Source organism: Stomatobaculum longum (genome assembly GCA_000242235.1).
Classification (GTDB): domain Bacteria; phylum Bacillota; class Clostridia; order Lachnospirales; family Lachnospiraceae; genus Moryella; species Moryella longum.
On sequence record JH590861.1, the window covers coordinates 114,459 to 141,174 of the forward strand.

26 protein-coding genes are annotated in these 26,716 nt (G+C 58.1%); 25 read left to right on the forward strand and 1 reads right to left on the reverse strand.

What is annotated here, in order from left to right:
- Position 1 precedes the first annotated feature (1 nt).
- From rpsP to HMPREF9623_RS00555, 11 genes are all read left to right on the forward strand, one after another.
- Positions 2–247, forward strand: a complete 246-nt coding sequence (gene rpsP, locus HMPREF9623_RS00505; protein ID WP_009531928.1) for a 30S ribosomal protein S16 — start codon at positions 2–4, stop codon at positions 245–247.
- A 4-nt stretch (positions 248–251) separates the two neighbouring features.
- Positions 252–479, forward strand: coding sequence for a KH domain-containing protein (locus tag HMPREF9623_RS00510; protein WP_009531929.1), 228 nt, complete (start codon positions 252–254; stop codon positions 477–479).
- A 22-nt stretch (positions 480–501) separates the two neighbouring features.
- On the forward strand, positions 502–1,059 hold the full coding sequence (gene rimM / locus HMPREF9623_RS00515) for a ribosome maturation factor RimM (protein ID WP_009531930.1): 558 nt from the start codon (positions 502–504) through the stop codon (positions 1,057–1,059).
- Positions 1,059–1,805 carry a tRNA (guanosine(37)-N1)-methyltransferase TrmD gene (gene trmD / locus HMPREF9623_RS00520; protein WP_009531931.1) on the forward strand — a complete coding sequence of 249 codons (747 nt, stop codon included), beginning with the start codon at positions 1,059–1,061 and terminating at the stop codon, positions 1,803–1,805. Before rimM ends, trmD begins: the two co-directional genes overlap by 1 nt.
- 119 nt (positions 1,806–1,924) lie before the next feature.
- Positions 1,925–2,272: a 50S ribosomal protein L19 gene (gene rplS, locus HMPREF9623_RS00525; RefSeq protein WP_009531932.1), complete on the forward strand. Its 348-nt coding sequence runs from the start codon at positions 1,925–1,927 to the stop codon at positions 2,270–2,272.
- Positions 2,273–2,486: 214 nt separating this feature from the next.
- Positions 2,487–3,038, forward strand: a complete 552-nt coding sequence (gene lepB, locus HMPREF9623_RS00530; protein ID WP_009531933.1) for a signal peptidase I — start codon at positions 2,487–2,489, stop codon at positions 3,036–3,038.
- A 14-nt stretch (positions 3,039–3,052) separates the two neighbouring features.
- Positions 3,053–3,934: a ribosome biogenesis GTPase YlqF gene (ylqF, locus tag HMPREF9623_RS00535; RefSeq protein WP_009531934.1), complete on the forward strand. Its 882-nt coding sequence runs from the start codon at positions 3,053–3,055 to the stop codon at positions 3,932–3,934.
- Positions 3,909–4,577 (forward strand): ribonuclease HII, encoded by a 669-nt coding sequence (locus HMPREF9623_RS00540; RefSeq protein WP_009531935.1) that lies wholly within the window; start codon positions 3,909–3,911, stop codon positions 4,575–4,577. Before ylqF ends, HMPREF9623_RS00540 begins: the two co-directional genes overlap by 26 nt.
- A complete protein-coding gene (locus HMPREF9623_RS00545; RefSeq protein WP_009531936.1) occupies positions 4,574–4,939 on the forward strand; it encodes a YraN family protein in 366 nt (121 codons plus the stop codon). Before HMPREF9623_RS00540 ends, HMPREF9623_RS00545 begins: the two co-directional genes overlap by 4 nt.
- Positions 4,940–5,001: 62 nt before the next feature.
- Positions 5,002–5,904 (forward strand): peptidoglycan editing factor PgeF, encoded by a 903-nt coding sequence (gene pgeF, locus HMPREF9623_RS00550; protein WP_009531937.1) that lies wholly within the window; start codon positions 5,002–5,004, stop codon positions 5,902–5,904.
- The gene (locus HMPREF9623_RS00555; protein ID WP_009531938.1) at positions 5,901–6,512 is read left to right on the forward strand and encodes an HD domain-containing protein; all 612 of its coding nucleotides are present in this window, start codon (positions 5,901–5,903) and stop codon (positions 6,510–6,512) included. Before pgeF ends, HMPREF9623_RS00555 begins: the two co-directional genes overlap by 4 nt.
- 84 nt (positions 6,513–6,596) lie before the next feature.
- Here HMPREF9623_RS00555 and HMPREF9623_RS00560 read toward each other — a convergent pair whose 3' ends face one another.
- On the reverse strand, positions 6,597–7,808 hold the full coding sequence (locus tag HMPREF9623_RS00560; RefSeq protein ID WP_009531939.1) for a ribose-phosphate pyrophosphokinase: 1,212 nt from the start codon (positions 7,806–7,808) through the stop codon (positions 6,597–6,599).
- A 149-nt stretch (positions 7,809–7,957) separates the two neighbouring features.
- Between HMPREF9623_RS00560 and HMPREF9623_RS00565 the strand changes: the two genes are divergently transcribed.
- From HMPREF9623_RS00565 to HMPREF9623_RS00630, 14 genes are all read left to right on the forward strand, one after another.
- Positions 7,958–9,334, forward strand: coding sequence for a radical SAM protein (locus tag HMPREF9623_RS00565; RefSeq protein WP_009531940.1), 1,377 nt, complete (start codon positions 7,958–7,960; stop codon positions 9,332–9,334).
- Positions 9,335–9,365: 31 nt separating this feature from the next.
- Positions 9,366–10,700 (forward strand): ribosome biogenesis GTPase Der, encoded by a 1,335-nt coding sequence (der, locus tag HMPREF9623_RS00570; RefSeq protein WP_009531941.1) that lies wholly within the window; start codon positions 9,366–9,368, stop codon positions 10,698–10,700.
- A gap of 3 nt (positions 10,701–10,703) precedes the next feature.
- Entirely contained in the window at positions 10,704–11,357 is a 654-nt protein-coding gene (gene plsY, locus HMPREF9623_RS00575) for a glycerol-3-phosphate 1-O-acyltransferase PlsY (RefSeq protein WP_009531942.1), read from the forward strand.
- The gene (locus tag HMPREF9623_RS00580) at positions 11,357–12,355 is read left to right on the forward strand and encodes an NAD(P)H-dependent glycerol-3-phosphate dehydrogenase (protein WP_009531943.1); all 999 of its coding nucleotides are present in this window, start codon (positions 11,357–11,359) and stop codon (positions 12,353–12,355) included. The genes plsY and HMPREF9623_RS00580 overlap by 1 nt, the downstream gene beginning before the upstream one ends.
- A 100-nt stretch (positions 12,356–12,455) precedes the next feature.
- On the forward strand, positions 12,456–13,631 hold the full coding sequence (locus HMPREF9623_RS00585) for an ABC transporter substrate-binding protein (RefSeq protein ID WP_009531944.1): 1,176 nt from the start codon (positions 12,456–12,458) through the stop codon (positions 13,629–13,631).
- A gap of 99 nt (positions 13,632–13,730) precedes the next feature.
- On the forward strand, positions 13,731–14,951 hold the full coding sequence (locus HMPREF9623_RS00590) for an ABC transporter substrate-binding protein (protein ID WP_009531945.1): 1,221 nt from the start codon (positions 13,731–13,733) through the stop codon (positions 14,949–14,951).
- A 72-nt stretch (positions 14,952–15,023) separates the two neighbouring features.
- Positions 15,024–15,905, forward strand: coding sequence for a branched-chain amino acid ABC transporter permease (locus tag HMPREF9623_RS00595; RefSeq protein WP_009531946.1), 882 nt, complete (start codon positions 15,024–15,026; stop codon positions 15,903–15,905).
- A 1-nt stretch (position 15,906) separates the two neighbouring features.
- A complete protein-coding gene (locus tag HMPREF9623_RS00600; RefSeq protein ID WP_009531947.1) occupies positions 15,907–16,965 on the forward strand; it encodes a branched-chain amino acid ABC transporter permease in 1,059 nt (352 codons plus the stop codon).
- Between the two features lie 12 nt (positions 16,966–16,977).
- Entirely contained in the window at positions 16,978–17,736 is a 759-nt protein-coding gene (locus HMPREF9623_RS00605) for an ABC transporter ATP-binding protein (RefSeq protein WP_009531948.1), read from the forward strand.
- A 9-nt stretch (positions 17,737–17,745) separates the two neighbouring features.
- Positions 17,746–18,459, forward strand: coding sequence for an ABC transporter ATP-binding protein (locus tag HMPREF9623_RS00610; RefSeq protein WP_009531949.1), 714 nt, complete (start codon positions 17,746–17,748; stop codon positions 18,457–18,459).
- 20 nt (positions 18,460–18,479) lie between these two features.
- A complete protein-coding gene (gene rnhA / locus HMPREF9623_RS00615) occupies positions 18,480–18,965 on the forward strand; it encodes a ribonuclease HI (protein WP_009531950.1) in 486 nt (161 codons plus the stop codon).
- Positions 18,952–19,458 (forward strand): lysozyme inhibitor LprI family protein, encoded by a 507-nt coding sequence (locus HMPREF9623_RS00620; protein ID WP_009531951.1) that lies wholly within the window; start codon positions 18,952–18,954, stop codon positions 19,456–19,458. The genes rnhA and HMPREF9623_RS00620 overlap by 14 nt, the downstream gene beginning before the upstream one ends.
- 91 nt (positions 19,459–19,549) lie before the next feature.
- Positions 19,550–22,219 (forward strand): alanine--tRNA ligase, encoded by a 2,670-nt coding sequence (alaS, locus tag HMPREF9623_RS00625; protein WP_009531952.1) that lies wholly within the window; start codon positions 19,550–19,552, stop codon positions 22,217–22,219.
- Positions 22,220–22,514: 295 nt separating this feature from the next.
- Positions 22,515–26,716, forward strand: a 4,202-nt coding sequence (locus HMPREF9623_RS00630) for an InlB B-repeat-containing protein (protein WP_009531953.1), incomplete at its 3' end; no start/stop codon positions are given.

A 26,716-nucleotide genomic window follows, 5' to 3' on the forward strand; every position in this document is an offset into this window, starting at 1 on the left:
AATGGCAGTTAAGATGAGACTTCGCAGAATGGGACAGAAGAAGGCACCGTTTTACCGCATCATCATCGCGGACGAGAGAAGCCCGCGTGACGGTCGCTTCATCGCAGAGATCGGCCTCTACGATCCGACCAAGGAGCCGAGCGTGATCAAGTTCGAAGAGGAAGAGGCGAAGAAGTGGCTGAAGAACGGCGTGCAGCCGACACCGCGCGTCGCGAAGCTCTTAAAGCTCGCAGGCATCACGGAATAAGACGATGAAAGAGTTGGTGGAAGTCATTGCAAAGGCGCTGGTTGACCGGCCGGAGGAAGTCCGTGTCACGGAGGAGGAGAGAGAGGACGCGATTGTGCTGAAACTCTCGGTCGCCGAGGCGGACATGGGGCGAGTCATCGGCAAGGGCGGCAAGATTGCGAAATCCATTCGCGCTGTCTTAAGAGCGGCTTCCGCTCGCCGGTCAAAGCACATCCTGTTGGACATTGACTGAAACAAAGAAGTGAGGAACGCGCGTGACAGACAAGTTTAGAATCGGTGTCATCAGTTCTGTGCACGGCATACGCGGTGAGGCGAAGGTCTTTGTGACCTCCGACGAGCCCGAACGCTTTCGCAGGCTGAAACAAGTGCATGCGCAAAGCCCGGAGAGCGCACTGCACCTGAAAGGTGCAACGCGCACCGGGGAAAAAACGGACCGGGACGGAGTTCTCTTGGAACTCAGCTCGGTCCATTTTTTTAAGCGCATGGCTATCTGTAAATTTAAGGGAATTGATACGCCGGAGGAAATCCGGAAATATATCGGCATGGAGCTCTGGGTGCCGCGGGAAGAGGGCATACGGCTCCGGAAGGGCGAGTTCTATGTCGCGGATCTGATCGGACTCCCGGTGATTACCGATGCGGGCGAGACACTCGGCACGGTCAAAGCGATATGGCCGACCGGCGCCAACGAAGTTGTGACGGTGCAGCGGAAAAACGGAGAGGAGTTACTGCTCCCCTATATCAAGGACTGTATTCTCGAGGTGAATCCGGAAGAGGGCTTTCTGAAGGTGCATCTCATGGAGGGGCTGCTCTGATGCGCTTTACCGTACTGACACTGTTTCCGGACATGATACGGCAGGGACTCTCGACCAGCATACTCGGCAGGGCGGAGGAGCGGGGCTTCATCTCGTTTGACATCCGGAATATCCGCGACTATACGACCGAGCGGCACGGCCACGTGGACGATGCACCTTACGGCGGCGGCGCGGGGATGCTCATGCAGGCAGACCCGATTCTCCGCTGTTACCGCAGCGCGACGGCGGACTTGCCGAAGGCACCGCGGGTCATCTATGTGACGCCGCAGGGCAGACAGTTCACGCAGGCGGACGCCAAGATGTTCGCGGCAGAGGAAACTCTTCTGATTCTCTGCGGGCACTACGAGGGGGTCGATGAGCGCGCCCTCGAGCTTCTCGGCGCCGAGCCCTATTCGATCGGCGATTATGTGCTGACCGGCGGGGAACTACCGGCCATGGTCATGGTCGATGCCATCAGCCGTATGGTGCCGGGCGTGCTCTCAAATCAAGAGAGCGGCGAGATTGAGTCCTTTGAGGGCAATCTCCTCGAATACCCGCAGTACACACGCCCGGAGGTCTATGAGGGGCTCTGTGTGCCGCCGGTTCTCCTCTCGGGTGACCACAAAAAGGTCGCGCAGTGGAGGCGGGAGCAGGCCCTGCTTCGAACCAGGGAGCGCCGCCCGGATCTGTTTGCCAAGGTGGAGCTTAACAAGGCGGACCGTAAATTTTTGCAGGCACAGGCAGAGCGGAGTGCGGATGAATCCTGAAAAATCGCTTGTGAAATCGGGCGGTTTATGCTAAACTGGTAAAGCTGTTTATGAAGAGATGTTCCGCTGCGGCATACGATTGCGCGCAAGAACGTCGAATGTTGCAGGAGGAAAAGAAAATGAGACAGAATCCGATTTTAGAGAAGATTGAAGCAGAGCAGATTCGCGTGCCGGGTCAGTTCGAGGTTGGCGACACCGTCCGTGTCCACAACAAGATCAAAGAGGGTAACCGCGAGAGAGTCCAGATGTTCGAGGGTGTCGTCATGAAGATTCAGAACGGCGGACTCAGAAAGACCTTCACGGTCCGCAAGATTTCGAACGGCATCGGCGTTGAGAAGACTTGGCCGTTCAGCTCGCCGTTCGTTGATCAGGTGGATGTGATCCGCCGCGGTAAGGTCAGAAGAGCAAAGCTCAACTACCTGAGAAAGCTCTCCGGCAAGGCTGCAAAGGTCAAAGAGGTCATCTAAAATTCATATAGAACACCAAGGGGGGGAACTGTCATCTTTCACGGGAAAATGATGGTTCTTCCTTTTTGTTGCGAAAAAACGGCGTCGGCTTCATGGAATCGTAAGTATAGCGGTATGTTTCTCATGGTATACTAAAGTATGCAATACACGAAATGAACGGATCATTGAAAAGAACAACAGGCACAGCCCTGTTTTTGAATAGAACGGAGATCTCATGCGTCCTTCGTACGAAGTGGAAGATAGCTTATTGCGGCGTATATGCCGCCTCCTGGTGGAGATTGTCACCGTCATAGCCTTTGCGTGGTTTATTGTCTATTCCTTCGGGACTCAGGTCGTGAACAACGGCCAGAGCATGCGCCCGACTTTGGAGGACGGCGACCGCCTGCTCTTAGATCGCTTCGGGTTCAAGCTGTTCGGGCCGAGGCGCTTTGACATTGTCCTCTTCAAGAGCGACAGCGGACAGACCAACATTAAGCGCATTGTCGCGCTGCCGGGCGAGAGTGTTGTGATCCGGGACGGCAAGATCTATGTGAACGGAAGGCATTTGGAGACCCCGGCTTACCTGCAGTTTGGAGAGGTCTCGAGTCCCGGAAGGGTCGGCGAGAGCATTTCGCTCGGGAGAGATGAGTACTTTGTGATGAGTGACAATCTGGAGTCGGGCGAGGATTCCCGCTCCGAGAGCATAGGCAATGTCACGCGGAAAATGATACGCGGCAGAATATGGTTCCGAATGCAGCCCTTGCGAAGTTTGGGGCACATTCGCTGAGAAGAGGAAACGAGATGAATATACAGTGGTACCCGGGGCACATGACCAAGGCGCGCCGCGAGATGGAAAGCGATGTGCGCATTGTCGACATGGTGATTGAACTTCTGGACGCGAGAGCGCCGTATTCCAGCGGTAATCCGGAGATCCGGCGGCTCGGACAGGGCAAGGAGCGCGTGATTGTGCTGAACAAGGCGGATCTCGCCGATGCCGCGACGACGGCGGCCTGGCAGCGCGCCTTTCAGGCGGAAGGCGCGCATTGCGTCGCGATGGATGCGCGCGGCAGCGGCAACCGGAAGCTTTTGATGCGCACCATAGACGCGGCGGCGGAGGCAAAGCGGGAGCGGGACCGGAAACGCGGCATTTTGAACCGCCCGGTCCGGGCGATGGTCGCCGGTATCCCGAATGTGGGCAAGTCAACGCTCATCAATATGCTGTCCGGCAGAAGTTCCGCAAAGACCGGCAATAAGCCCGGCGTGACGCGCGGCAACCAGTGGATTCGCTTTCATCAGTCGGTGGAGCTCCTCGACACGCCGGGCATACTCTGGCCGAAGTTTGAGGACCCGGCCATCGGCGAGAAGATAGCCTTCCTCGGCTCGATCAACGAGATGATTGTGGATAAGACAGAGCTCGCCGTGACGCTGCTCGGCTTCCTTCAGGCAAACGGCAAACTCGCGGGCGCAGCGGAGCGCTATGCGCTCACCGGCACAGAGAGCCCGGCGGAGATACTCTGCCGGATCGCGGAACGCCGCGGCTGTTTAGGGGCCGGCGGCGCGGCGGATACGGAAAAGGCGGCGGCAATCGTAATCAACGAATTCCGGAGCGGGGCGCTCGGGCGCATTTCTCTCGAGGCACCGGCAGAGGAGAAGACAGATGGCACTCAGAACGCTGAAAGGTGAGAAACTCGAGGCAGAGAAGGCGCGGCTTGCCGCACTCCGGAGATACGAGGAGGAATATCTTGCCAAAGGCTATGCGGCAATCTGCGGCATCGACGAGGCCGGAAGAGGACCGCTCGCGGGGCCGGTCGTCGCGGCAGCCGTGATTTTGCCGCCCGGCGCGGAAATTTTATTCCTGAATGACTCGAAGAAACTTTCGGAGGCGCGGCGCGAGGCACTCTTTGATGAGATTTGCGCGAAAGCCGTGAGCTACGGCATCGGGAGCGTCTCCCCGGCGCGGATTGATGAAATCAACATATTGCAGGCGACCTACGAGGCAATGCGGGAGGCCATAGGCAAATTGTCGCCGCCGCCGGATTTTTGTCTGAACGACGCCGTGACCATTCCCGGCGTCGCGATTCCGCAGCTGCCCATTGTGAAAGGTGATGCAAAGAGTCTCAGCATTGCGGCGGCCTCGGTGCTTGCCAAGGTCACAAGGGACCGCTTCCTAATCAGTCTGGATGCCCTTTATCCGGCCTACGGTTTTGCGAAGAACAAGGGCTACGGAACCGCGGCGCACATCGAAGCGCTGCGCGTACACGGCGCGACGCCGGTGCACCGGAAGACCTTTCTCACGCACTTTGAACTCGGTGGCGAGGAGGCATGAGGCGGCAAAGTACGCGCGACATCGGCGCGCGGTATGAGGAGAAGGCGGCGGCATACCTCAGTGCCGCGGGCATCGAAATTCTCGCCCGGAACTTTTACTGCCGGGGCGGTGAGATTGATCTGATCGGCAGCGACGGCAGGTATCTCATTTTCTTTGAGGTCAAGTACCGCAGCAGTAAAAAAGACGGGCTCCCGTTTTCCGCCATCGGCAGCGTGAAGCGGCGGCGGCTTTTTCTCGCGGCGCGGCAGTATCTCTATCGGCAGCACTTACCCGAGAACACGCCGGTGCGCTTTGACGCCGTCGGAATACTCGGCGAGGAGCTGATCTGGCTTCGGGATGCATTTCGGGAGACAAGACTGTAGTTCACAGTGGACGCCCGGCGCGCATGGGTGTACATTGGAGGCAAAGGAAAGGAGTGTATCGCATGGCAGACTATCAGCTTCCCCCCTGGCAGTTTGAGACAGGGCATCAGATGGAGGTAGCCGAGGTAGGCGAGCTCAGCTATCTCTATTTTCCGGCCTTTCGGGCCTATCCGAAACTTCGCCACGGCTTTTCGACCCGGCAGGGCGGCGTGAGCGAGGACTATCTCGGAACCATGAATTTTTCGTTTGACCGCGGCGACGACCCGGAGCATGTGCGGGAAAATTACCGCCGCATGGCCGCGGCGCTCGGCGTGAGCTACGACTCTCTGACCGTTGCAAAGCAGACGCACACGACCAATATCAGAGAAATTACGATGGCCGAGCGCGGCGCGGGTGTCCGCTTTCCGCGCCCCTATGACAATGTCGACGGGATTATGACCAATGTGCCGGACATCACGCTGGTGACCTACCACGCGGACTGCCTGCCGCTGTATCTCTACGACCCCGCGCACCAAGCGGTTGCCTTGCTGCACGCGGGCTGGCGCGGCACGGTGGATCGCATTGCGTTCTGCGGCCTCGAGAAGATGCAGGAGGCCTACGGAACCAGACCTTCGAATGTGATTGCGGGCATAGGCCCGGGCATCTCGGCGGCCTGCTATGAGACGAGCGAGGCCGTGCGGATTCAGTTTGCGGCGACCTTCCCCGAGCGGGACATCGAAAAGATTTTCACGGCGCCGCACATCGGAGAGGACGGCGCGCGGCATTGGCAGCTGGATCTCGCGCTCGCAAACCGCCTGCTCCTCGAGCACGCGGGCGTACAGGAAATTTTTGACAGCGGCGTCTGCACCTACCGGAATGCAAAGCGCCTCTTTTCGCACCGCGCCCAAGGGCCGAAGCGCGGCTTAAACGCCGCTTTCATCGGCATCGCGGATGCCGCCTCGCCGCGGCCGGGGGCGGTGCGATGAACGAGCGCCTTGGGTGTCAGCTTGCCTTTGCGCTCGAGCTCGACAAAGAGAAAAATGTACTCCGGCAGACCCACTTGACGGGACACGGGCGACGCGAGAACGATGCCGAGCATGCGTGGCACATGGCGCTGATGGCCTATCTGCTCCGCGAGTATGCGAATGAACCGGTCGACATTGCGCGGGTCATGCTGATGTGCCTCCTGCACGATGTGGTCGAAATCGATGCCGGCGATACCTATGCCTACGACGAGGCGGCAAAAGAGAGCCAGGCCGCCAGAGAGGCGGCGGCCGCGGAGCGTATTTTCGGACTGTTGCCTGAGGATCAGGCGAGCGAGTTCCGGGCGCTCTTTGCGGAGTTTGACGCCGGAGAGAGCGCCGATGCCCGCTTTGCGCGCGCCATGGATAATCTCCAGCCGCTCCTCTTAAACGACAGCAATGACGGCGGTGACTGGAAAGAGCACGCGGTCACGGTCTCCCAGGTCTATGGCAGGCAGCGCCGCACCTCTCTCGGCTCGGTGGAACTCTTCCGGGTTACGGATGAGATATTGCAGCGACACATCGCCGCAGGGCACATTCGAAGCGAGGCGAAAGAGGGAGGAAACGCGTAGCGAGAGGCGAACGGTCCGATGAAACAGCATACAGAGACAGAAAGCGGGAGCGCGGCAAAAGCCGCGCTCCCGCTTTCTGTGGGTTTATTCGATGACAGAGCCGAAGTACTGGTATTCCTCGTTCTGCAGGTTCTTTAAGAAGTCCTGAATCTTTCGCGTCGAAGAGAGCTTGTCGCCCGAGGAGGCGTCGGCGTTCAGACTGTCAATGATGTAGGCGAGATAGGGACTCATATCCGCCTCGAGGTACCAGGGCTCTTCGAGGAGCTCAGGTCTGCGGTAGTTTAAGTTTGTCGTGCAGACATAGTCGATGATGCCGGCATCGTACTTCTCGCGGAAGCTCTTCACACCGTTCGTGAAGAGACCGAAGGTTGCGCAGACAATGACGCGCTTACAGCCGCGGTCTTTCAGATTCTTCGCGGTGTCCATCATGCTCTCGCCGGAGGAAATCATATCATCGATGATCAGCACATCTTTGTCCTTCACGCTCGCGCCGAGGAACTCGTGGGCGACAATCGGATTGCGGCCGTCGACGACCTTCGAGTAGTCGCGGCGCTTGTAGAACATGCCGATGTCGACGCCGAGAATGTTCGAAATATAGATTGCGCGGTCCATTGCGCCCTCGTCCGGGCTGATAATCATCAGGTGATCCTTGTCCGCCTTCATATCCGGAATGTTCAGGAAGCAGGTCTTGATGAACTGGTAGGTCGGCATGAAGTTGTCAAAGCCGGAGAGCGGGGTCGCGTTCTGGACGCGCGGGTCGTGTGCGTCGAAGGTGATGAAGTTCTCGATGCCCATGTTCGCAAGCTCGGTCAGCATGTAGGCGCAGTCTAAAGACTCCCGCTTGGTTCTTCTGTGCTGACGGCCCTCGTAGAGGAAGGGCATAATCACATTCACGCGGTGCGCCGCCGCGCCGCCGGCCGCGATGATGCGCTTTAAATCCTGGAAGTGGTCGTCCGGCGACATGTGGTTCTCATTGCCGTCCACCTTATAGGTCAGAGAGTAGTTGGTGACATCGACCATCACAAAAAGGTCGGCGCCGCGCACGGACTCATTGATGACGCCCTTGCCCTCACCGGTGCCGAAACGCGGGCAGTTGATGGAGAGGAGATAGGAATCGGCGTCATAGCCGCGGTAGTGCAGGGAGCGGCGGCGCTCATCGGTTGCTTCCGCGCCCGAAGCGCGCATCCGCACGAGGTAAGCGTTGACTTTTTCCGCGAGATCGCGACAGCTCTCGAGCGCTGCGATTTTGAGCGGCGCAACGGGAAGACGATTGTTTTCGGTGGACTGATTGGACATCTTTCTTCGTTCTCCTTCTAAAAAACAGCTGGGTCTGTCAGAGACATGGCATATTTCTTAAATCATAGCATTTTCGTTTCCCTGCCGCAAGGCTGCGTTGCAAAGCGTTCATAATTCATGTAAAATGCGAGAAAGTAAAGGAGTTGATTGTGGCGGAAAACAAGGGACATTTAATTGCTGCCGTGGAGCCGGGAAGTGCAGCGGCGGAATTGGAAATCGCGGCGGGAGACCGCCTCTTGGAAGTAAACGGAAAAACGGTCGCCGATGTCTTTGACTACCGCTATCAGGTGAGTGCGGAAGTCATCACCCTGCTCGTTCTGAAGCCGGACGGCGAGGAGTGGGAGTACGAGATCGAGAACGGCGGCGAGGACCCGGGGCTGGTCTTTGAGAACGGCCTGATGAGTGAATATCGCTCCTGCTCAAACGGCTGCATCTTCTGCTTTATCGACCAGATGCCGGGCGGAATGCGGGATACGCTTTATTTTAAGGATGATGATTCGCGCCTCAGTTTCCTGCAGGGCAACTATGTGACGCTCACCAATATGAAAGAGGCGGATATTCAACACATCATTCAATATCGTCTGGAACCGATTAATATCTCCGTGCATACGACAAATCCCTCGCTCCGCGTCCGCATGCTGAAAAATCGCTTTGCGGGCGAAAAATTGCGCTATCTCGATAAGCTCTACGACGCGGGCATACAGATGAACGGGCAGATTGTGCTCTGCAAGGGCTATAACGACGGCGAAGAGTTAAAGCGCACCCTGACGGATTTGCTCCGCTATGCGCCGCTCATGCAGTCGGTCTCCGTGGTGCCGGTAGGTCTCACAAACTATCGCGACAAGTTAGAGAAGTTAGAGCTCCTCGGGCCCGAGGACTGCGCGAATGCAATCGATGTTATTGAAGACATCCAGCGCCGCGCCATGGAAAAGTGCGGGATTCACTTTGTCCAGGCGTCGGATGAATTTTATCTGACGGCGGGCAGGCCGCTCCCCGAGCCTTCGCGCTACGACGGTTACCCGCAGCTGGAAAACGGCGTCGGTATGCTGACCCTCTTACACGAGGAGGTCGGAGAGGCACTGTCGGCTGTGGTGCCATCCGACCAAACGGAGACCGTGAGTACCTTCAGCGGTCTCCTTGCCGCGCCGAGTCTTGCGCGGGAACTTAAGCGAATCGGGGAGAAACTCCCCGCCAAAAAGATTTTGTTCTACCCGCTGGAGAATCATTTCTTCGGCGAGAAAATCACGGTGACAGGACTTCTGACCGGGCGTGATATTCTGGACGGTCTCAGGGGAAAGCCGCTCGGCGATCGTCTGCTGCTCCCGCAGTGTGTGTTCCGGAGCGGCGAGGAAGTTCTGCTCGACGACATGACGCGCGCAGACCTCGAGCGGGAACTCGGTGTTCGCTGTGTGATCATCGGCATGGGCGGGGATGATCTTGTGGACGCAATCAATGACAGGGAATACCGCTTTACGGGCGGCGGCAGCGCTTATGAGCTCGCAACCGAGAAATTCCACAAAGGCTAACACCCTGCGCTTTGAAAAAAAGGAGAAAGCTATGAGTAAACCGATTGTCGCCATTGTCGGGCGGCCCAATACCGGCAAATCCTCGCTCTTCAACGCCATTGCGGGAGAGCCGATTTCGATTGTCAAAGATATTCCGGGTGTGACCCGGGACAGAATCTATGCGGACTGCACCTGGTTAAATCGCGACTTTACGCTGATTGACACCGGCGGTATCGAGCCGGAATCCCGGGATAAACTGCTGGTGTCGATGCGGGAACAGGCGGAGATTGCCATTGAGACAGCGGATGTAATCATCTTCCTCACCGATGTCCGCACCGGTGTCACCGACGCCGACGACCGCGTCGCCGATATGTTGCGTCGCGCAAAGAAGCCGGTCGTGCTCGCGGTCAACAAAGTGGACAGTTTCACTAAGTTTCAGAATGATATCTATGAATTCTACAATCTCGCCTGCGGTGACCCGATTCCGGTCTCGGCGGCGAGCCGCCTCGGCATCGGCGATCTCTTAGAGGCTGTCGAGGCCTACTTCCCGCAGGTCGAAGAGAGCGAAGCGGAAGAGGATGAGCGCCCGAAGGTCGCATTGATCGGCAAGCCGAATGTGGGCAAGAGCTCGATCATCAACCGCCTGCTCGGCGAGAACCGCGTGATTGTCTCCGACATTGCGGGCACTACGCGCGACGCGATCGATACGGTCGTGGTACACGACGGACAGGAATATGTCTTCATCGACACGGCCGGCATACGGCGAAAGTCTAAAATTCACGAGGACATCGAGAGATACTCGATTATCCGCACGGTGACGGCGGTCGAGCGGGCCGATGTCGTGCTGCTCGTGATTGATGCGAGCGAGGGCGTGACCGAGCAGGACGCCAAGATTGCCGGTGTCGCGCACGAGAAGGGCAAGGGCATCCTGGTTGTCGTGAACAAGTGGGATCTGGTCGAAAAGACGGATAAGACCATGAAGGAGTTCACCGACAAAATCAAGAACACGCTTTCGTTTATGAGCTATGCCGAATTCCTCTTTGTCTCCGCGGAGACCGGTCAGCGCATGAACAAGCTTTTCGAGATGATCGACATGATACGCTCTTCGCAGACGCTTCGCATCCGGACGGGCGTGTTGAACGAGATTATCACCGAGGCGACCGTCTTGAAGCAGCCGCCGTCCGACAAGGGACACCGCCTGAAGATTTTCTATGCGTCCCAGGTTGCGGTGAAGCCGCCGACCTTTGTGTTCTTCGTGAACAGCAAGGAACTCATGCATTTCTCCTACCAGCGCTATCTCGAGAACCGCATCCGCGAGGCCTTCGGTTTCCGCGGAACCATGCTGCGCTTCTTTATCCGGGAGCGACAGGGAAAGGACAAGGAGTGACCTATGGAGAGACTTCTCTGGCTTTTGATCGGCTATCTCTGCGGTAGTTTTCAGAGTGGTTATTTTCTCGGCAGAGCGAAGGGACTGGATGTCCGGAACTACGGCAGCCATTCGACCGGCGCGACCAATTCGCTTCGCGTCATGGGCACGGGAGCCGGAATTCTGGTGCTGCTCCTCGATGCGGCCAAGGCGATAATTCCCTGTGTGCTCGCGCGTCACTTTTTCCGGGGACAGGCAGAGCTTCAGCTTCTCATGGTGCTCTGGACCGCGACCGGCGTGATGCTCGGGCATGACTATCCATTTTATCTCGGTTTTCGCGGCGGCAAGGGGGTCGCGAGCACAGTCGGCGTGCTGCTTGCGCTCGACTGGAGACTGGCGCTCGCCTGGTGCCTCCTCTTTATCGTGACCTGTTATCTGTTTCACTATGTCTCGCTCTCGTCGATTTTGTCGATGCTCCTGTTACTGGTGCTCGCACTGGTTTTCTTTTTCCGGCACGCGTTGCCGGTCGGCGCGGCATTTCAGACAGAGTTTCTGCTTCTTGCCCTGTTTAATCCCCTGCTCTCTATCTTCCGCCACCGCGCGAATATCGGGCGGCTCCTTCGCGGCGAAGAGAGTCGGTTACATCTGTTTACGCGCGGCATGGAGGTGAAAAAATAATGGCTAAAATTTCGGTTCTGGGTTCCGGCGCCTGGGGTACGGCGCTTGCCATGTTGCTCTCGGACAACGGCCACGAGGTACTGCTCTGGTCTCCCTTTGCGGAGCACACGGAGGAACTGCGCCGCACGCGGAAATCGTCCGCGCTCGGCGGCCTCGAGCTGCCGGCTGGGATGCAGTTTACGTCTGACATGAAAAAGGCGGGCGAGAGGCAGGATGCGATTGTCCTTGCGACCGCCTCGGTCTATACGCGCGGCGTTGCGCGAGAGCTGCGCCCCTATGTGAAGACAGGGCAGCTTCTCGTCTGTGTCGCAAAGGGCATTGAGGAGAAGAGTCTTCTCTTCCAGACCGACGAGGTACAGGAAGAAATTCCGGATGCGGTCGTTGCCTGCCTCTCGGGACCGAGCCACGCGGAAGAGGTCGCGAGACGCCTTCCGACGACCTGTGTCGCGGGAGCGGCGGACAGTGCGGTCGCGGAACAGGTGCAAGAGCTTTTTATGAACCGCGTGTTCCGCGTGTACACCTCGACCGATGTGAAGGGCATAGAGCTCGGCGGCGCGGTCAAAAATGTGATTGCGCTCGCGGCGGGCATCGCAGACGGTCTCGGCTACGGCGACAACACAAAGGCTGCGCTGATTACGCGTGGCATCGCGGAGACCGCGCGTCTCGGCGTGAAAATCGGTGCGCACTGGGAGACCTTTGCGGGTCTCACCGGCATCGGCGACCTGATTGTGACCTGCGCGAGCATGCACTCGAGAAACCGGAGAGCCGGTATCCTGATCGGCCGGGGAAAGCCGGTCGAAGAGGCCATGCGGGAAGTCGGACAGGTTGTGGAGGGCGTTTACTCCGCAAAGGCGGCGCTTGCGCTCGCCGAGCGGGAGCAGGTCGAAATGCCGATTGTGGATGTTGTGAACCGCGTGCTCTTTTCGGAGCTGCCGGCGGCGGAAGCTGTGCGCATGCTCATGGAGCGGGATCCGATTGCGGAGTGGAATTATTTATAAATATTCAAAATAGTTGAGCGGCTTTTCTTGACAATTCAATCTGATGTGATTACACTGTGCAAAATTATTCACATCAATGAATTGAGAAGGAGGAGCCTCTATGAAACGACTGGTTGCGACTGCTTTGGCAGTCTCGGTGGCGCTTTGTCTCGCGGCCTGCGGAAATACGCAGAGCGGCGCTGAGAGCACAGACGGCAGTACGACGGCGGAAGCCGGTACTGTCTGGAAGATCGGTGGCATCGGTCCGGTAACCGGCAGCGCAGCCGTCTACGGCATCTCCTGCCGGAACGCACAGGAGCTCGCGGTTGAGGAAATCAACGCGGCCGGCGGCATCAACGGCTACCCGGTCGTGATGAAATATGATGATGACGAGCACGATGCCGAGAAGTCCGTGAATGCCTACAACGAACTCAAAGACTGGGGCATGCAGATGTTGCTCGGCACGCCGACCAGTGGTCCCTGCATTCAGATTTCGAACGAATCGGTACAGGACAATCTGTTTCAGTTGACCCCCTGCGGCGTGGCGCCCGAGTGCATCGCGAATCCGAATTCCTTCGCGGTCTGCTTTTCCAGTGCCCAGCAGGGGGAGAAATCCGCGGCATATATGAAGAGTCGCATGGGCGGAGCCAAAATCGGAATACTCTATGATGCATCCGATGTCTATTCGAGCGGAATCCGCGACAGCTTTGCGGAGAATGCGAAGAAGCTCGGTCTTTCGATTGTCGCCGATGAACAATTCACGGCGGACAATAAAACCGATTTTACCATTCAGCTGCAAAATCTCCGGAATGCGGGGGCGGATGTGGTCTTTATTCCCTTTTACTACACGGAGGCTGCGCTCGTGTTGCAGCAGAGCCATGCGATGGGCTATCAGCCGACCTTTTTCGGCTGTGATGCAATCGACGGCATCCTGAATGTCGATGGTTTTGACAAGTCTCTCGCCGAGGGACTTATGTTGCTCACGCCGTTCTCGGCAGAGGCGGAGGATGCGGCGACACAGCATTTCACATCGGCGTACCGCGAAAAATATCACGAGACGCCCGATCAGTTCGCTGCCGATGCCTATGATGGGATGTATGCAATCAAGGCGGCAGCGGAGAAGGCAAATATCACGCCCGCAATGTCGGTCTCGGAAATCGGCAGCGCAATGGAACAGGCCATGACCGAGATTCGGTTACAGGGGGTGACAGGAACGATTACCTGGAGCGCGGACGGCGCGCCGTCAAAGGAACCGAAAGTCGTTATTATCCGGAACGGTGTATATCAAATCTGCTGAATCGCTATATTTTGCCGCCCTGCCGGTTGACATCTCTAGATATGCTCTTTATAATTCTCGACATATCTGTTTGGTATGTTGTTTGGGAGGGAAAAAGTTATGAAGAAAGCGATATTTGTATTATTAGCAGCTTCCATGGTCTTCGGACTTGCAGCCTGCGGTCAGCAGAAGAGCAGCGAGACCAAGGCGGCGGGTGAGACCACGGCAGCCGGTGAGAGCAAGGCAGAGGGACAGAGCGAAGCCGGCAAGGACGGCGCGGTCTGGAAGATCGGCGGCATCGGCCCGGTGACCGGCGGCGCGGCAGTCTACGGTCTTGCCTGCAAGAATGCGCAGCAGATTGCGGTCGATGAGATCAATGCTGCCGGCGGCATCAACGGCTACAAGGTCGAGATGGAGTTCGACGACGACGAGCACGACGCAGAGAAATCGGTCAACGCGTATAACCATCTGAAGGACTGGGGCATGCAGATGTTGCTCGGCACGGTGACGAGCGCACCCTGCATTCAGGTTTCAAACGAGTCCGTGAAGGACAACATGTTCCAGCTGACCCCGTCGGGTTCCTCGCCGGACTGCATCGCAAACTCCAACACCTTTGCGGTCTGCTTCTCGGATCCGCAGCAGGGCGAGAAGTCTGCTGAGTACATCGGCAGCCACAAGCTTGCGACGAAGATCGGTATTCTCTACGATTCCTCCGATGTTTACTCGAGCGGTATTCACGACAGCTTCGTCGCAAATGCCGAGAAGAACGGTCTCCAGGTTGTCGCGGACGAGCAGTTCACGGCGGACAATAAGACCGACTTCAACATCCAGCTCCAGAACATCCGCAACGCGGGTGCAGAGCTTGTCTTCCTGCCATTCTACTACACCGAGGCGGCACTTGTTCTGAAGCAGAGCAAGGACATGGGTTACAGCCCGATTTTCTTCGGCTGTGACGGCATGGACGGTATCCTGAACCTCGAGGGCTTCGACAAGTCGCTCGCAGAGGGCCTCATGCTTCTGACGCCGTTCTCCGCGGATGCGAAGGATGAGAAGACCCAGAAGTTTGTCGCGGCGTACAAGGAGCGCTTCAAGGAGGTTCCGATTCAGTTCGCGGCGGATACCTACGACGGTATGTATGCAATTAAGGCAGCGGCGGAGAAGGCAAATCTGAACCCGTCGATGTCGGTGGAAGAACTCGGCACGGCAATGGAGAAGGCGATGACGGAGATCAAGCTTGAGGGTCTCACCGGTACCATCACCTGGAACGCAGACGGTTCGCCGTCGAAGGAGCCGAAGGCAGTCGTGATCAAGGACGGCGCTTACCAGTCGATCGAGAACTGAGCGCATACGGAAGAGAAGAGCGAAAGGGCTGCGTAATTTGCAGCCCTTTCTTTATCATAAAGGAGAGCAGTCATGAAATTTTTGTCTTATTTGCTCAGCGGAATCAGCTTAGGTTCCATCTATGCGATTATCGCGCTGGGATATACGATGGTCTACGGCATCGCGAAGATGCTGAACTTTGCACACGGCGATATCATCATGGTCGGCGGCTATGTCGCGTTCACGGCGATGACAGCCCTGAACCTGCCGGCATCCGCGGCTGTGCTGCTCTCTGTTCTTTTCTGCACGGCACTCGGCGTCATCATCGAGGCGGTCGCCTACAAGCCGCTCCGCGGCGCGAACAGTCTCGCCGTATTGATTACGGCAATCGGCGTCTCCTACCTGTTACAGAATCTCGCGTTGCTCATTTTCGGCGCTAACCCGAAGAGCTTCCGTTCGGTGGTGCCGATCAAGTCGATGAGCTTTGCGAACGGTCAGCTGGTCATTTCCGGAGAGACGGTCGCGGCGATTGCGGTCTGCTTTATCATCATGGTGGCGCTGACCAGCTTCATCAATAAGACCCGCGCAGGGCAGGCGATGCTCGCGGTCGCGGAGGACAGAGGTGCCGCGACGCTGATGGGCATCAATGTCAATGCGACGGTCGCCCTGACCTTTGCAATCGGCTCGGCGCTCGCGGCGATTGCGGGCGTGCTGCTCTGCTCGGCGTATCCGACCCTTACGCCGACCACCGGCGCCATGCCCGGTATCAAGGCCTTTGTCGCGGCGGTTCTCGGCGGTATCGGCTCGATTCCGGGCGCGTTAATCGGCGGCCTCCTGCTCGGTGTGCTCGAGAATCTCTCGAAGGCGTATCTCTCCTCCAAACTCTCGGATGCCATTGTTTTCTCGGTGCTCATTCTGGTTCTGGTGGTGCGGCCCACCGGCATACTCGGGAAACAGATGAGAGAGAAGGTGTAATATGAACAGAACATCGGAAAAGAAAGCATTTTTAAACGATTGTCTCACCTACGGCCTTGTGATTCTCGCCTTTGTGATTGTGCAGTTGCTGGTAAACGGCGGCGCGGTGAGCTCCCTCTTTAAGGGCCTTCTGGTGCCGCTCTGCACCTATGCGATTCTCGCGGTCAGTCTGAATCTGGTGGTCGGCATTTCGGGCGAATTGTCCCTCGGACACGCCGGTTTCATGTGTGTCGGGGCTTTCAGTTCCGCGCTCTTTACGAATCTGATGGCGGGTAAGCTCCCGGGCGGTCTCGATTTTGTGCTCGCCGTACTGATCGGCGCGGCGGTGGCGGCCTTCTTCGGCTTTCTGATCGGCATCCCGGTGCTCCGGCTGCAGGGCGACTACCTAGCGATTGTGACGCTTGCGTTCGGCGAGATTGTGAAGAATATCATCAACGCGCTCTACCTCGGCGTGGACGCGAAGGGCGTGCATGTATCGCTGAAAGACACGGCGGCGCTGAAACTCGAAGCCGGCGGCAAGATTTTAATCAAGGGCGCGCAGGGTATCACCGGCACGCCGCGACTCTCGACCTTCCTTGCCGGCATCATCCTCCTGCTGCTCTCGCTCTTCATTGTGCAGAACCTGATTCGCTCCCGCACGGGGCGCGCTATCATGGCGATTCGCGACAACGAGATTGCAGCGGAGTCCGTCGGCCTCCATGTGACCCGCTACAAGCTCCTCGCGTTCACGATTTCGGCGGCGCTCGCGGGTGTCGGCGGTGTGCTCTACGCGCACAATCTGAGCACGCTGCAGGCTCTGCCGAAGAACTTCGGCTACAATATGTCCATTGCAATTCTGGTCTTTGTCGTGATGGGCGGCATCGGGAATATGCGCGGTTCGGTGATTGCCGCAGTGGTTCTGACGGCGCTGCCCGAGCTGCTCCGCGGCCTCAGCGACTTCCGTATGCTGATTTATGCGGTTGTCCTGATTCTCATGATGCTCTTTACTTCGGCCCCCTCGTTCATTCAGTACCGGGAGCGGCTTTTCTCCGGTTTCCGGAAACCCGGCAAGCAGGCTTAAGGAGGCGATACCATGGCAATGTTAGAAGTAAAAAATATCGGCATCTCCTTCGGCGGCCTGAAGGCGGTCGACAATTTCTCGCTTACCCTGGAGGAGAATGAACTCTCGGGTCTGATCGGCCCGAACGGCGCAGGCAAGACGACGATTTTCAATCTCCTGACCGGCGTGTACCGCCCCGACAAGGGCAGCATCCGCCTCGACGGCAGGGAGCTGACGGGCAAGTCAATCATTGAAATCAACCAGGCGGGTATCGCGAGAACCTTCCAGAACATCCGGCTTTTCTCGAATCTCTCGGTGCTTGACAATGTAAAGGCGGGTCTCCACAACCACTACCCGTACACGACCCTGGAGGGCATTCTTCGCCTGCCGCGGTTTCGCGCACAGGAGAAGGAGATGAACCGCCGCGCGACGGAGTTGCTGGAAGTATTTCATCTGGAACAGTTCGCGGATACGAGGGCCAAAAACCTGCCCTACGGTTCCCAGCGGAAACTGGAGATTGCGCGCGCACTGGCGACCGAGCCGAAGCTCTTACTGCTCGATGAGCCGGCGGCCGGCATGAATCCGAATGAGACGGCAGAGCTCATGGAGACGATTCAGCTGGTGCAGAAGCGCTTCCACATGACGATACTCCTGATTGAGCACGACATGAAGCTGGTCTCCGGCATCTGCGAGCGCCTCACGGTTCTGAACTTCGGCAAGGTGCTGAAACAAGGCGAAACACAGGAAGTGCTGCACGACCCGGAGGTCGTGAAGGCTTACCTCGGCGAGTGAGGAGGGCATATGGACGAATTGCTCAAAGTGACAGATTTACATGTCTATTACGGCATGATACACGCAATCCGCGGTATCTCGTTTGAGGTGAAGCGCGGCGAAATTGTGACCCTGATCGGCGCAAACGGCGCCGGCAAGACCACAACGCTCCACACGATTACCGGCCTCCTGCCGTCTTCGGGCGGTGAGGTTGTCTACAACGGACAGAACATCACCCATGTGCCGGGCTATCAGCTTGTTCGGCGCGGTCTCGCGCATGTGCCGGAGGGCAGAAGAGTCTTTTCCCAGCTCTCGGTCTTACAGAATCTGGAGCTCGGCGCGTTTACGCGGCGCAGCAAGGAGGAGAAGGCGGAGAGCCTTAAAGAGATATACCGCCGCTTTCCGCGCCTTGCGGAGCGGAAAAATCAGCTCGCCGGTACACTCTCCGGCGGTGAGCAGCAGATGCTCGCGATGGGACGCGCTCTCATGAGTAAGCCCGAGATGCTGGTGCTCGACGAGCCCTCAATGGGACTTTCGCCGATCTATGTGAATGAGATTTTCGACATCATCAAATCCATTCACGAGAGCGGCACCACGGTGCTCCTGGTCGAGCAGAACGCAAAGAAGGCGCTCTCGATCGCAAACCGCGCTTATGTGCTCGAGACGGGTACCATCCGCCTTTCCGGCACGGCCGAGGAACTCTTACACAATGCAGAGGTGAAGAGCGCTTACCTCAGCGAATAAAAGACAGCGGGGAAGAGGCAGTGACGAGCGTAAATCTATTTTCGGACGGCGCGGCGCGCGGCAATCCCGAGGGGCCTGCGGGCTACGGCACCATTCTGCAGGTCATAGACGGCAGCGGGCGGAAACACGAGAAAGAACTCTCGGCGGGGTTCAAAAAGAGCACCAACAACCGCATGGAGCTCCTCGGCTGTATCGCGGGCTTCGAGGCATTGACGCGTCCCTGTGAGGTCACGGTGTATTCGGACTCCCGCTATCTGGTCGATGCGTTCAATCAGCACTGGATCGATAGCTGGCAGAAGAAAAACTGGACCCGGGGAAAGAATGAGCCCGTGAAGAATATAGACCTCTGGAAGCGCCTTCTGGCGGCAATGGCGCCGCACAAGGTGACATTTTGCTGGGTCAAAGGACATGCGGGGCATCCGGAGAATGAGAGATGCGATGCCCTCGCGACCGACGCGGCGGATCACCGCGCTGTATTGGAGGACAAAGTCAATGAGACGGCATGAGAGATGGCGTCTCCTTTGCTTTGTCCTTTTTGCGGGTATCGCGTTTACGCTGCTCGTGGAGACAGTGCTCCGCGAAAAGCGGCGCGCGGCAGCGGCGCGGGCTGCCGAGACGAGCGTCACCGGGACACTCGCCGACACGGGCGTCACCGGGCGAAGTTACCGGGATTTCCGGGAGAAGTTTGAGGACACGGACAGAACCATAGCGATACTCCGGGAAAAGGCGAAGAAGGACAGCCGCGCGGACAGCGAGACACGCTTTGCGACATCAGAGCTCCGCTACTGGGAGACCCAGCTCAATGCGCTCTGTCAGGTGCTCCCGGTCGTGTTGAGCGAGCAGGAGGCGGCTGCTTTTACCAAGGATCAGCAGGAGTGGCGCAGAAAGCGCGATGTTCCGGCGGAGAGCGGCGCTGTGCTCTCTGTGCGGGAACAGGCGGAAAATACGCGCGCCCGCGCCTATCAGCTCCTGGAGCAGTACAAGGACAGACTGCCGTAGGGACAGCACAAAGCGGATTTACAGAACGGCAGTTTACGGCTAAAATAGAAAGTTAGGAAATTCGAAAATTTAAATACAGAGGGGCAGTGCAATGATTGCAAAGAAATACGGGGTCAACGAACTCCGCAAGATGTATCTGGAGTTCTTTCAGAGCAAAGGACATTTGATCATGAAGAGCTTCAGCCTGGTGCCGCACAACGACAACAGCCTGTTGCTCATCAACTCCGGCATGGCGCCGTTAAAGCCGTACTTTACCGGCCAGGAGATTCCGCCGTGCCGCCGCGTGACGACCTGTCAGAAGTGTATTCGCACGGGCGACATTGACAATGTCGGCAAGACCGCGCGCCACGGCACCTTCTTCGAGATGCTCGGAAACTTTTCTTTCGGCGATTACTTTAAGCGCGAGGCCATTCACTGGAGCTGGGAGTTCCTGACGAAGACGGTGGGACTCGAGCCGGACCGCCTCTATCCCTCGGTCTATGAGGAGGATGACGAGGCCTTCGCGATCTGGCGGGATGAGATCGGAATCGCGCCGGAACGCATCTACCGCTTCGGCAAGGCGGATAACTTCTGGGAGCACGGCTCCGGCCCCTGCGGCCCCTGCTCCGAGATTTACTATGACCGCGGCGAAGCCTACGGCACCGGTCCCGAGGATGTGATGGGCGGCGAGGGCGACCGCTTCATGGAAGTCTGGAACAATGTCTTCAGCCAGTTCAACAACGACGGTCACGGGCACTATACCGAGCTCAAGCAGAAGAACATCGATACCGGCATGGGTCTTGAGCGCCTTGCGGTCGTCGTACAGGATGTCGAGTCGATTTTCGAAGTCGATACCATACGCGCCCTGCTCGACGAGGCGGCAAAGCTCGCCGGGACACAGTACAAAGAGGACGAGAAGAAGGATGTCTCGCTCCGCGTGATTACCGACCATGTGCGCTCCTGCACCTTTATGATTTCGGACGGTATCATGCCGAGCAACGAGGGCAGAGGCTATGTGCTCCGGAGACTCCTGCGCCGTGCGGCGCGCCACGGCAGACTCCTCGGCATTGAGGGAGCGTTCCTCGGCAAGCTCGCCGAGACCGTGATTGCCTCCTCGAAGGACGGCTATCCGGAGCTCGAAGAAAAACGCGAGATGATTTTAAAGGTGCTGACCGAGGAAGAGGCGAAGTTCAACCGCACGATTGACCAGGGTCTCTCGATTCTCGCGGAACTCGAGGAGACGCTCTCCGCGGAGAAAAAGACCGAGCTCTCCGGCGAGGACGCGTTCAAGCTCTACGACACCTACGGGTTCCCGCTCGATTTGACGCGGGAGATTCTCGCCGAGCGCGGCTTCACGGTCGATGAGGCGGGCTTCCAGAAAGCGATGCAGGTGCAGCGGGAGACCGCGCGGAAGGCGAGAAAGACCACGAACTATATGGGCGAGGCACAGACCGCTTATCAGCAGATCGATCCGACGCTCACGACCGAGTTCACCGGCTATGACAAGCTGACGGACGAGGGCAAGATTACGGCGATGGTCCGCATTCTCCCGGATGAGAGCGAGGAGGATGCAACGGCGCTTACCGAGGCGCTCGCAGAGGGCGATGAGGGCACGATTGTGACCGACAAGACGCCGTTCTATGCGACGATGGGCGGCCAGCAGGGCGATGTCGGCGTGATCGAAGCCGGCAACAACCGCTTTGCGGTGTGCGACACGATTCACTTAAAGGGCGGCAAGGTAGGCCACACCGGCAAGGTGCTCTCCGGCATGTTCCGGATCGGCGAGACCGTGACGCTCACGGTCGATGCGGCAAACCGCGAGAATACGGCGAAGAATCACTCCGGCACGCATCTCTTGCACGAGGCACTCCGCGAGGTGCTCGGCAATCATGTGAACCAGGCGGGCAGCTTTGTGAGCGCGGACAGACTGCGCTTTGACTTCACGCACTTTGCGGCGCTCACCCCGGAAGAGATCAAACAGGTCGAGACGCTGGTGAACCGCGAGATTCGGGCGGCACATCCGGTCGAGACCAAGGTCATGGGCATCGAAGAGGCAAAGAAAGAGGGCGCAAAGGCGCTGTTTGGCGAGAAGTACGGCGACGAGGTTCGCGTGGTGCGGATGGGCGACTTCTCGACCGAGCTCTGCGGCGGCACCCATGTGAAGAATACCGAAAATATCGGCGCGATGAAGATTATCTCCGAGACCGGCATTTCGGCGGGCGTGCGCCGCATTGAGGCACTGACCGGCGACGCGCTGACCGCTTACTACGAGGCAGCGGTGCAGGAACTCGAAGCGCTCGCGGCGCAGTTGAAGACAAACCGTGCGGAACTGCCGCAGCGCGTTCGGCAGCTGCAGCAGGAGCTCCGCGAGAGCGAGAAGCAGAACGAGAAGCTTCGCGCCGAGCTCGCGCGGAATGCCGCAGCGAATGCGGGTGAAGAAGTACAGGACGTGAAGGGCGTGAAGCTCCTCACGACCGCGCTCGCAAAGATTGAGATGAACGAGCTCAGGAACCTCGGCGACAGCCTGCTCAAGAAGACCGAGGGCGGCGTGGCCGTGCTCGCAAGCGCGGATGAGGCGCAGGTAAACCTTCTTGTCATGGTCGGCAAGGCGGCGGAAGAGAAGGGCGCCAATGCGGGCAAGCTCATCAAGGCGATTGCGCCGCTAATCGGCGGCGGTGGCGGCGGCAGACCGAACATTGCGCAGGCGGGTGGCAAGAATCCTGCGGGCGTGCAGGCGGCACTCGCCAAGGCGGCGGAAGCACTCGCCGAAGAACTGCACTAAAGAGCGGTAAGACAGTCGGAAGAAAAGTACAAAAATGCGCTGTGCGGGAGCACGGCGTATTTTTTGTGCCAATCATCCCTGCTCGGCCGGGCTACACAAGGCAGCTCAAAACGCTGTCATTCGGGATCGAGTTAATCAACACTATTTCTATAAAATGTTCATTAAAATACAGCGCACATATTAAGCAATTAGCAATAAACTTAAAATTTTATTCATATTATCTTGAAAATGTCTGTGAGGCAATTTAAACTAAAAGAAAGCCTAGGACAGGCTAGTGTAACAAGGAGGAAACCATATGAGGAAACGAAGAAACTGGTCAAAGCGTCTGCTGGCCGGAGTGCTCAGTGCGGCAATGGTCGCCCTGAACATTTCGACGGCGGCGTCCGCTTTCGCAGCGCCGTCTGCCGAAGAGTACCGGGAGGATGCCGAGCTCATCAATGACCTCGCGCTTCCGAAGGATGTACAGCGGCAGCTTCAGCAGAAGGGAAGCGCAAGCCCCTCCGATGCGGCGGCGAAGGAAAAGAAGGCAGAGGATCTGACTGCCGGTTCCGCGCGCTGGGGCACGCCTTCCAATGCGGCGAAGGTGCTGCACACGCAGCTGGACGGCGTCGAGATTGAGGTCAGCGCCCCGGCCGGTGTGCTCCCGGAGGGGGCAACTCTGAAGGCGCGGAAACTGACCGAAGAGGAAGAGAAGGAAGTGCTCGAAAAGATCAACGAGCACGCCGAGGCAGCGGGCAAGTCCGCGACGACCCAGTTCCTCTGCGACCTCACGGTGCTGAATGCGGCAGGCGAGCCGATTCAGCCGGATAACACAAAGGGTACTCTCGCGGTTTCGTTCCGGAACATTGCGATTGTCTCGGCGGCGAGCGCTGAGATTGGAACAGGCGAGGCAGAGGTCGAGAAGCGAGGCGTCTCTGTCCTCCACATTGACGAGGCGGGCGATAAGGTCGATACCCTCCGCGAGGGGCTCGATGAGAACCTGCCGGTTCTGCAGGCAGCGGCAGAGCATTTCTCGCCGTTTGCGGTTGTGAATTACCAGCCGACCGGTACGCCGCTGCTCTCAGTGGCGTTTCAGCGTCTCGACTACGACAACGACAGCCGCCTCGCCTATAAATTAAAGGACGTGACGGTCACAGACACGCCCGGAAACGGCATCACTTCGATGAACTTCCAGGTGGGGACTGGTAGCATTGAGGGACCGACGGCGCTGACTGGCACAGCGGTGGGCTCCAAAACCTATCAGGCATTTACGGATATTCTGGCAGGGCACCAGTTCTACCAGTTTATTTTCCCGACGGCATTGACGCCGGCAGAGGCGCAGACCTTTATTGAGACCAAGCTCAAGTTCCATCTGCCGAGCGCAGGTGCAACCCAGCAGCTCAGCATTTCGCTTGGAAATGGACAAAACATCCTGCCGGCGGGCGCGAGTATCTCGAAGGCGACAATTCCGAATCCGAGGACCGATAAGGGCGACACGGCGGAACACTACTATATGTATGTGGAGCCGAATCCGGGTCAGCTGATCAGCTGGGCGGACAGCTATAACCTCGCGAAGACCTACCGTCTGAACGGCATGGTCGGTTACCTGGTCACGATTACCTCCGCAACCGAGGATAATGTGCTCGATAATATCAATAATAAGGGTGCGTGGGCAGGCGGTAACCGCTGGGCACCTATCGGAGATGCGGACAGCATTCCCGCTTGGCCCGACAACAGCGCAACACTTCGAGGAACAGGTCAACCCTACGAAGCACAAAGTTTGAACGGTTCGATAGGAACGGGGAGTCATCGGCGTTTTCGTTGGCAGGATGGTCCCGAGGCGGGTGTTGAATACTATGAGCAGGGTGTAGGCCCTCTGAATGGTATGTATAACAGATTTAACCCAGGAGAACCGAATTCTGCCCCCGGTGATGCGGGCGTTGCAGTCAATGGCTATGAGTCTGTTATGCAGGTGCACGCACAGGTTTCTCCGGCAGCAATTTCCGGATGGAATGACCTCCATAACTTAACCGGCTATAATTATGCGCCTTACAATGTACAAGGCTTCTTCGTCGAGTTCAGTGCTTATAAGCAGACCGGCACGACGGTCAACCAGTCGATTCCACTGGTTACGAGCGATGTCGCCTATGTGGTCGTAAACGGCCAGAAGCACTATTTCAGTAACCTCGATGACGCGATTGCCTGGTCGAACCAGAACGGCAACCCGCCGATTACGCTGACCAACAACACGGTTGTGACGCGGAACATTCCGGCAGGTGTCGTGATCAACACGAACGGCAAGACCCTCAGCGTTCCGACGGGCAGCAATGTCACGAACAACGGCACAATCAATGTGACCGGCGGCAGCTCCTTCCTCGTGCAGGGCTCGAACGGCGGCTTCACCAACGCGGGCAGCGGCGCGGTCAATGTGCCGCTCACGATTACCGTGAATCCGCGCACCGTGACGGCGACCGAGCCCCTGACCTGGAATCCGTCCGATGTGACGGTGACCGGTCTTATCGGCAATGACCGCGTGACGGGCGTCACCGTGAACTTTGACAACAGCCAGCCGGTCGCGACCACGACGACAGACAATGCGACGCCGCTTGCGCCGACCACGCTTGATAACGGCACAGCGGGCAGCACGGCAATCGGTACCTATACGATTACCTATGTCCCGGGCCCGGTGACAAGAAATCCGCACCACTATACGGTCAAGTTTGTCGCAAACGCACCGGCAGGCCAGACCGTGACGGGCTCTATGCCGGATCAGACCCTAATAGGTAGTGCGGCGACGGCAGATCTCACGAACCACTTTGCAATCAACGGCTATACCTTTAACGGCTGGAGCGGCTCAAATGGTCAGAGCTATGCCGACGGCGCGCACCCGGCAAACCTCGTGCCCACGAATAACGGCGTGATTACGATGACCGCGAACTGGACCGAAAACCAGTATGACATCCACTACCACATGAACGTCACGGCGGGTTCCCGCACGGCGAGCCTTGCAGTGAATCCGAACACGGCTGCGCACTACAAGGTCACAGATCCGAATATCACCCTTGCGGCGCCGACCTGGCCGGGCTACACTTTTGGCGGCTGGTATGACAACAGCAGCTTAAGCGGAAGCCCTGTGAGTCAGCTGGTCACCAGCGCGGCACCGGCAGGAAACCGCGACTACTACGCAAAGTGGACGCGGAAGAATTATACGCTTAGCTATGATCTGCACGACAGCACCCCGGCAGGACACCCGGCGACGAACCCGGATTCCGGCTTCACGACCTATACCGTCGAGACGCCGAATCACACCTTCGGCACCCCGACCCGCCCGGGTTACACCTTCCTCGGCTGGTATACGGATGCAGGCTATACGACACCGGCTCCGGCAACCCTCGACACGACGCAGGGCGATACGAACCCGACGCAGTTGCACGCAAAGTGGAGTGCGCCGCTGCCGTACACAATCACCTATGTGATGAACGACGCGGTACCGGCAGGCCATCCCGCGACCAATGACGCGGCAAATCCGGGCGGCTTCCAGGTCACGGATCCGGTCATCACGCTCCGGCAGCCATCCCGCCCGGGTTACGATTTCCAGGGCTGGTATTCGGACGCAGCACTCACGACGCCGGTCGGAACCATTAACCCGGCGAGCGCAACGAACCACACCGTTTACGCAAAGTGGAGCGCCGCAAAGACCTATACTGTGCAGTGGACGCTGAATGACGGTACCCCGGCAGGCCACCCGGCTGTGAACCCGAATACGATTTCGAGCTACACGGTCGAGGACGCGGATGTCGCAATCGCGCCGGCAACCCGCACCGGTTACAACTTCCTCGGCTGGTTTACGGATGCCGCGCTCACAAACCCGGTACCGGCTACGCTCCACACGATGGACGCCGAGAATAAGCACTACTACGCAAAGTGGGACAGCACGCCGATCAGCTATCCGGTCAACTATGTGCTGAACGACACGCCGACAACCCCGGCGACCAATCCGGCGGTGAACCTCACTTCCTATACGGTTGAGACCTTGCCGTCGCCGATCACGGTTGCGCAGCCGCTCCGGAACGGCTACACTTTCCTCGGCTGGTATGATAACGCAGCGTTCACCGGTGCGCCGGTCACGCAGTTCTCTGCGATGGATGCGGCGCCGAAGACCTTCTACGCGAAGTGGAGCAATGCAAACAGTTATCCGGTGAACTTTCACCTGAACGATGCGGCTCCGGCGGGTCACCCGGCTGCGAACCCGAATACCGTGACGAGCTACACGGTTCTGGATCCGGACATTACGATTGCCCCGGCGACGAGAACCGGCTACGACTTTGAAGGCTGGTACGATAACCCTGGGTTCACCGGCACAGCGGTCACGACCCTTCACACGGCGGATGCCGCGGCGAAGGACTACTACGCAAAGTGGAGTGCGCCGAAGACCTATACCGTGCAGTGGGATCTGAATGACGGCACCCCGGCAGGCCATGCGGCTTCGAACCCGAACACCGTGACGAGCTACACGGT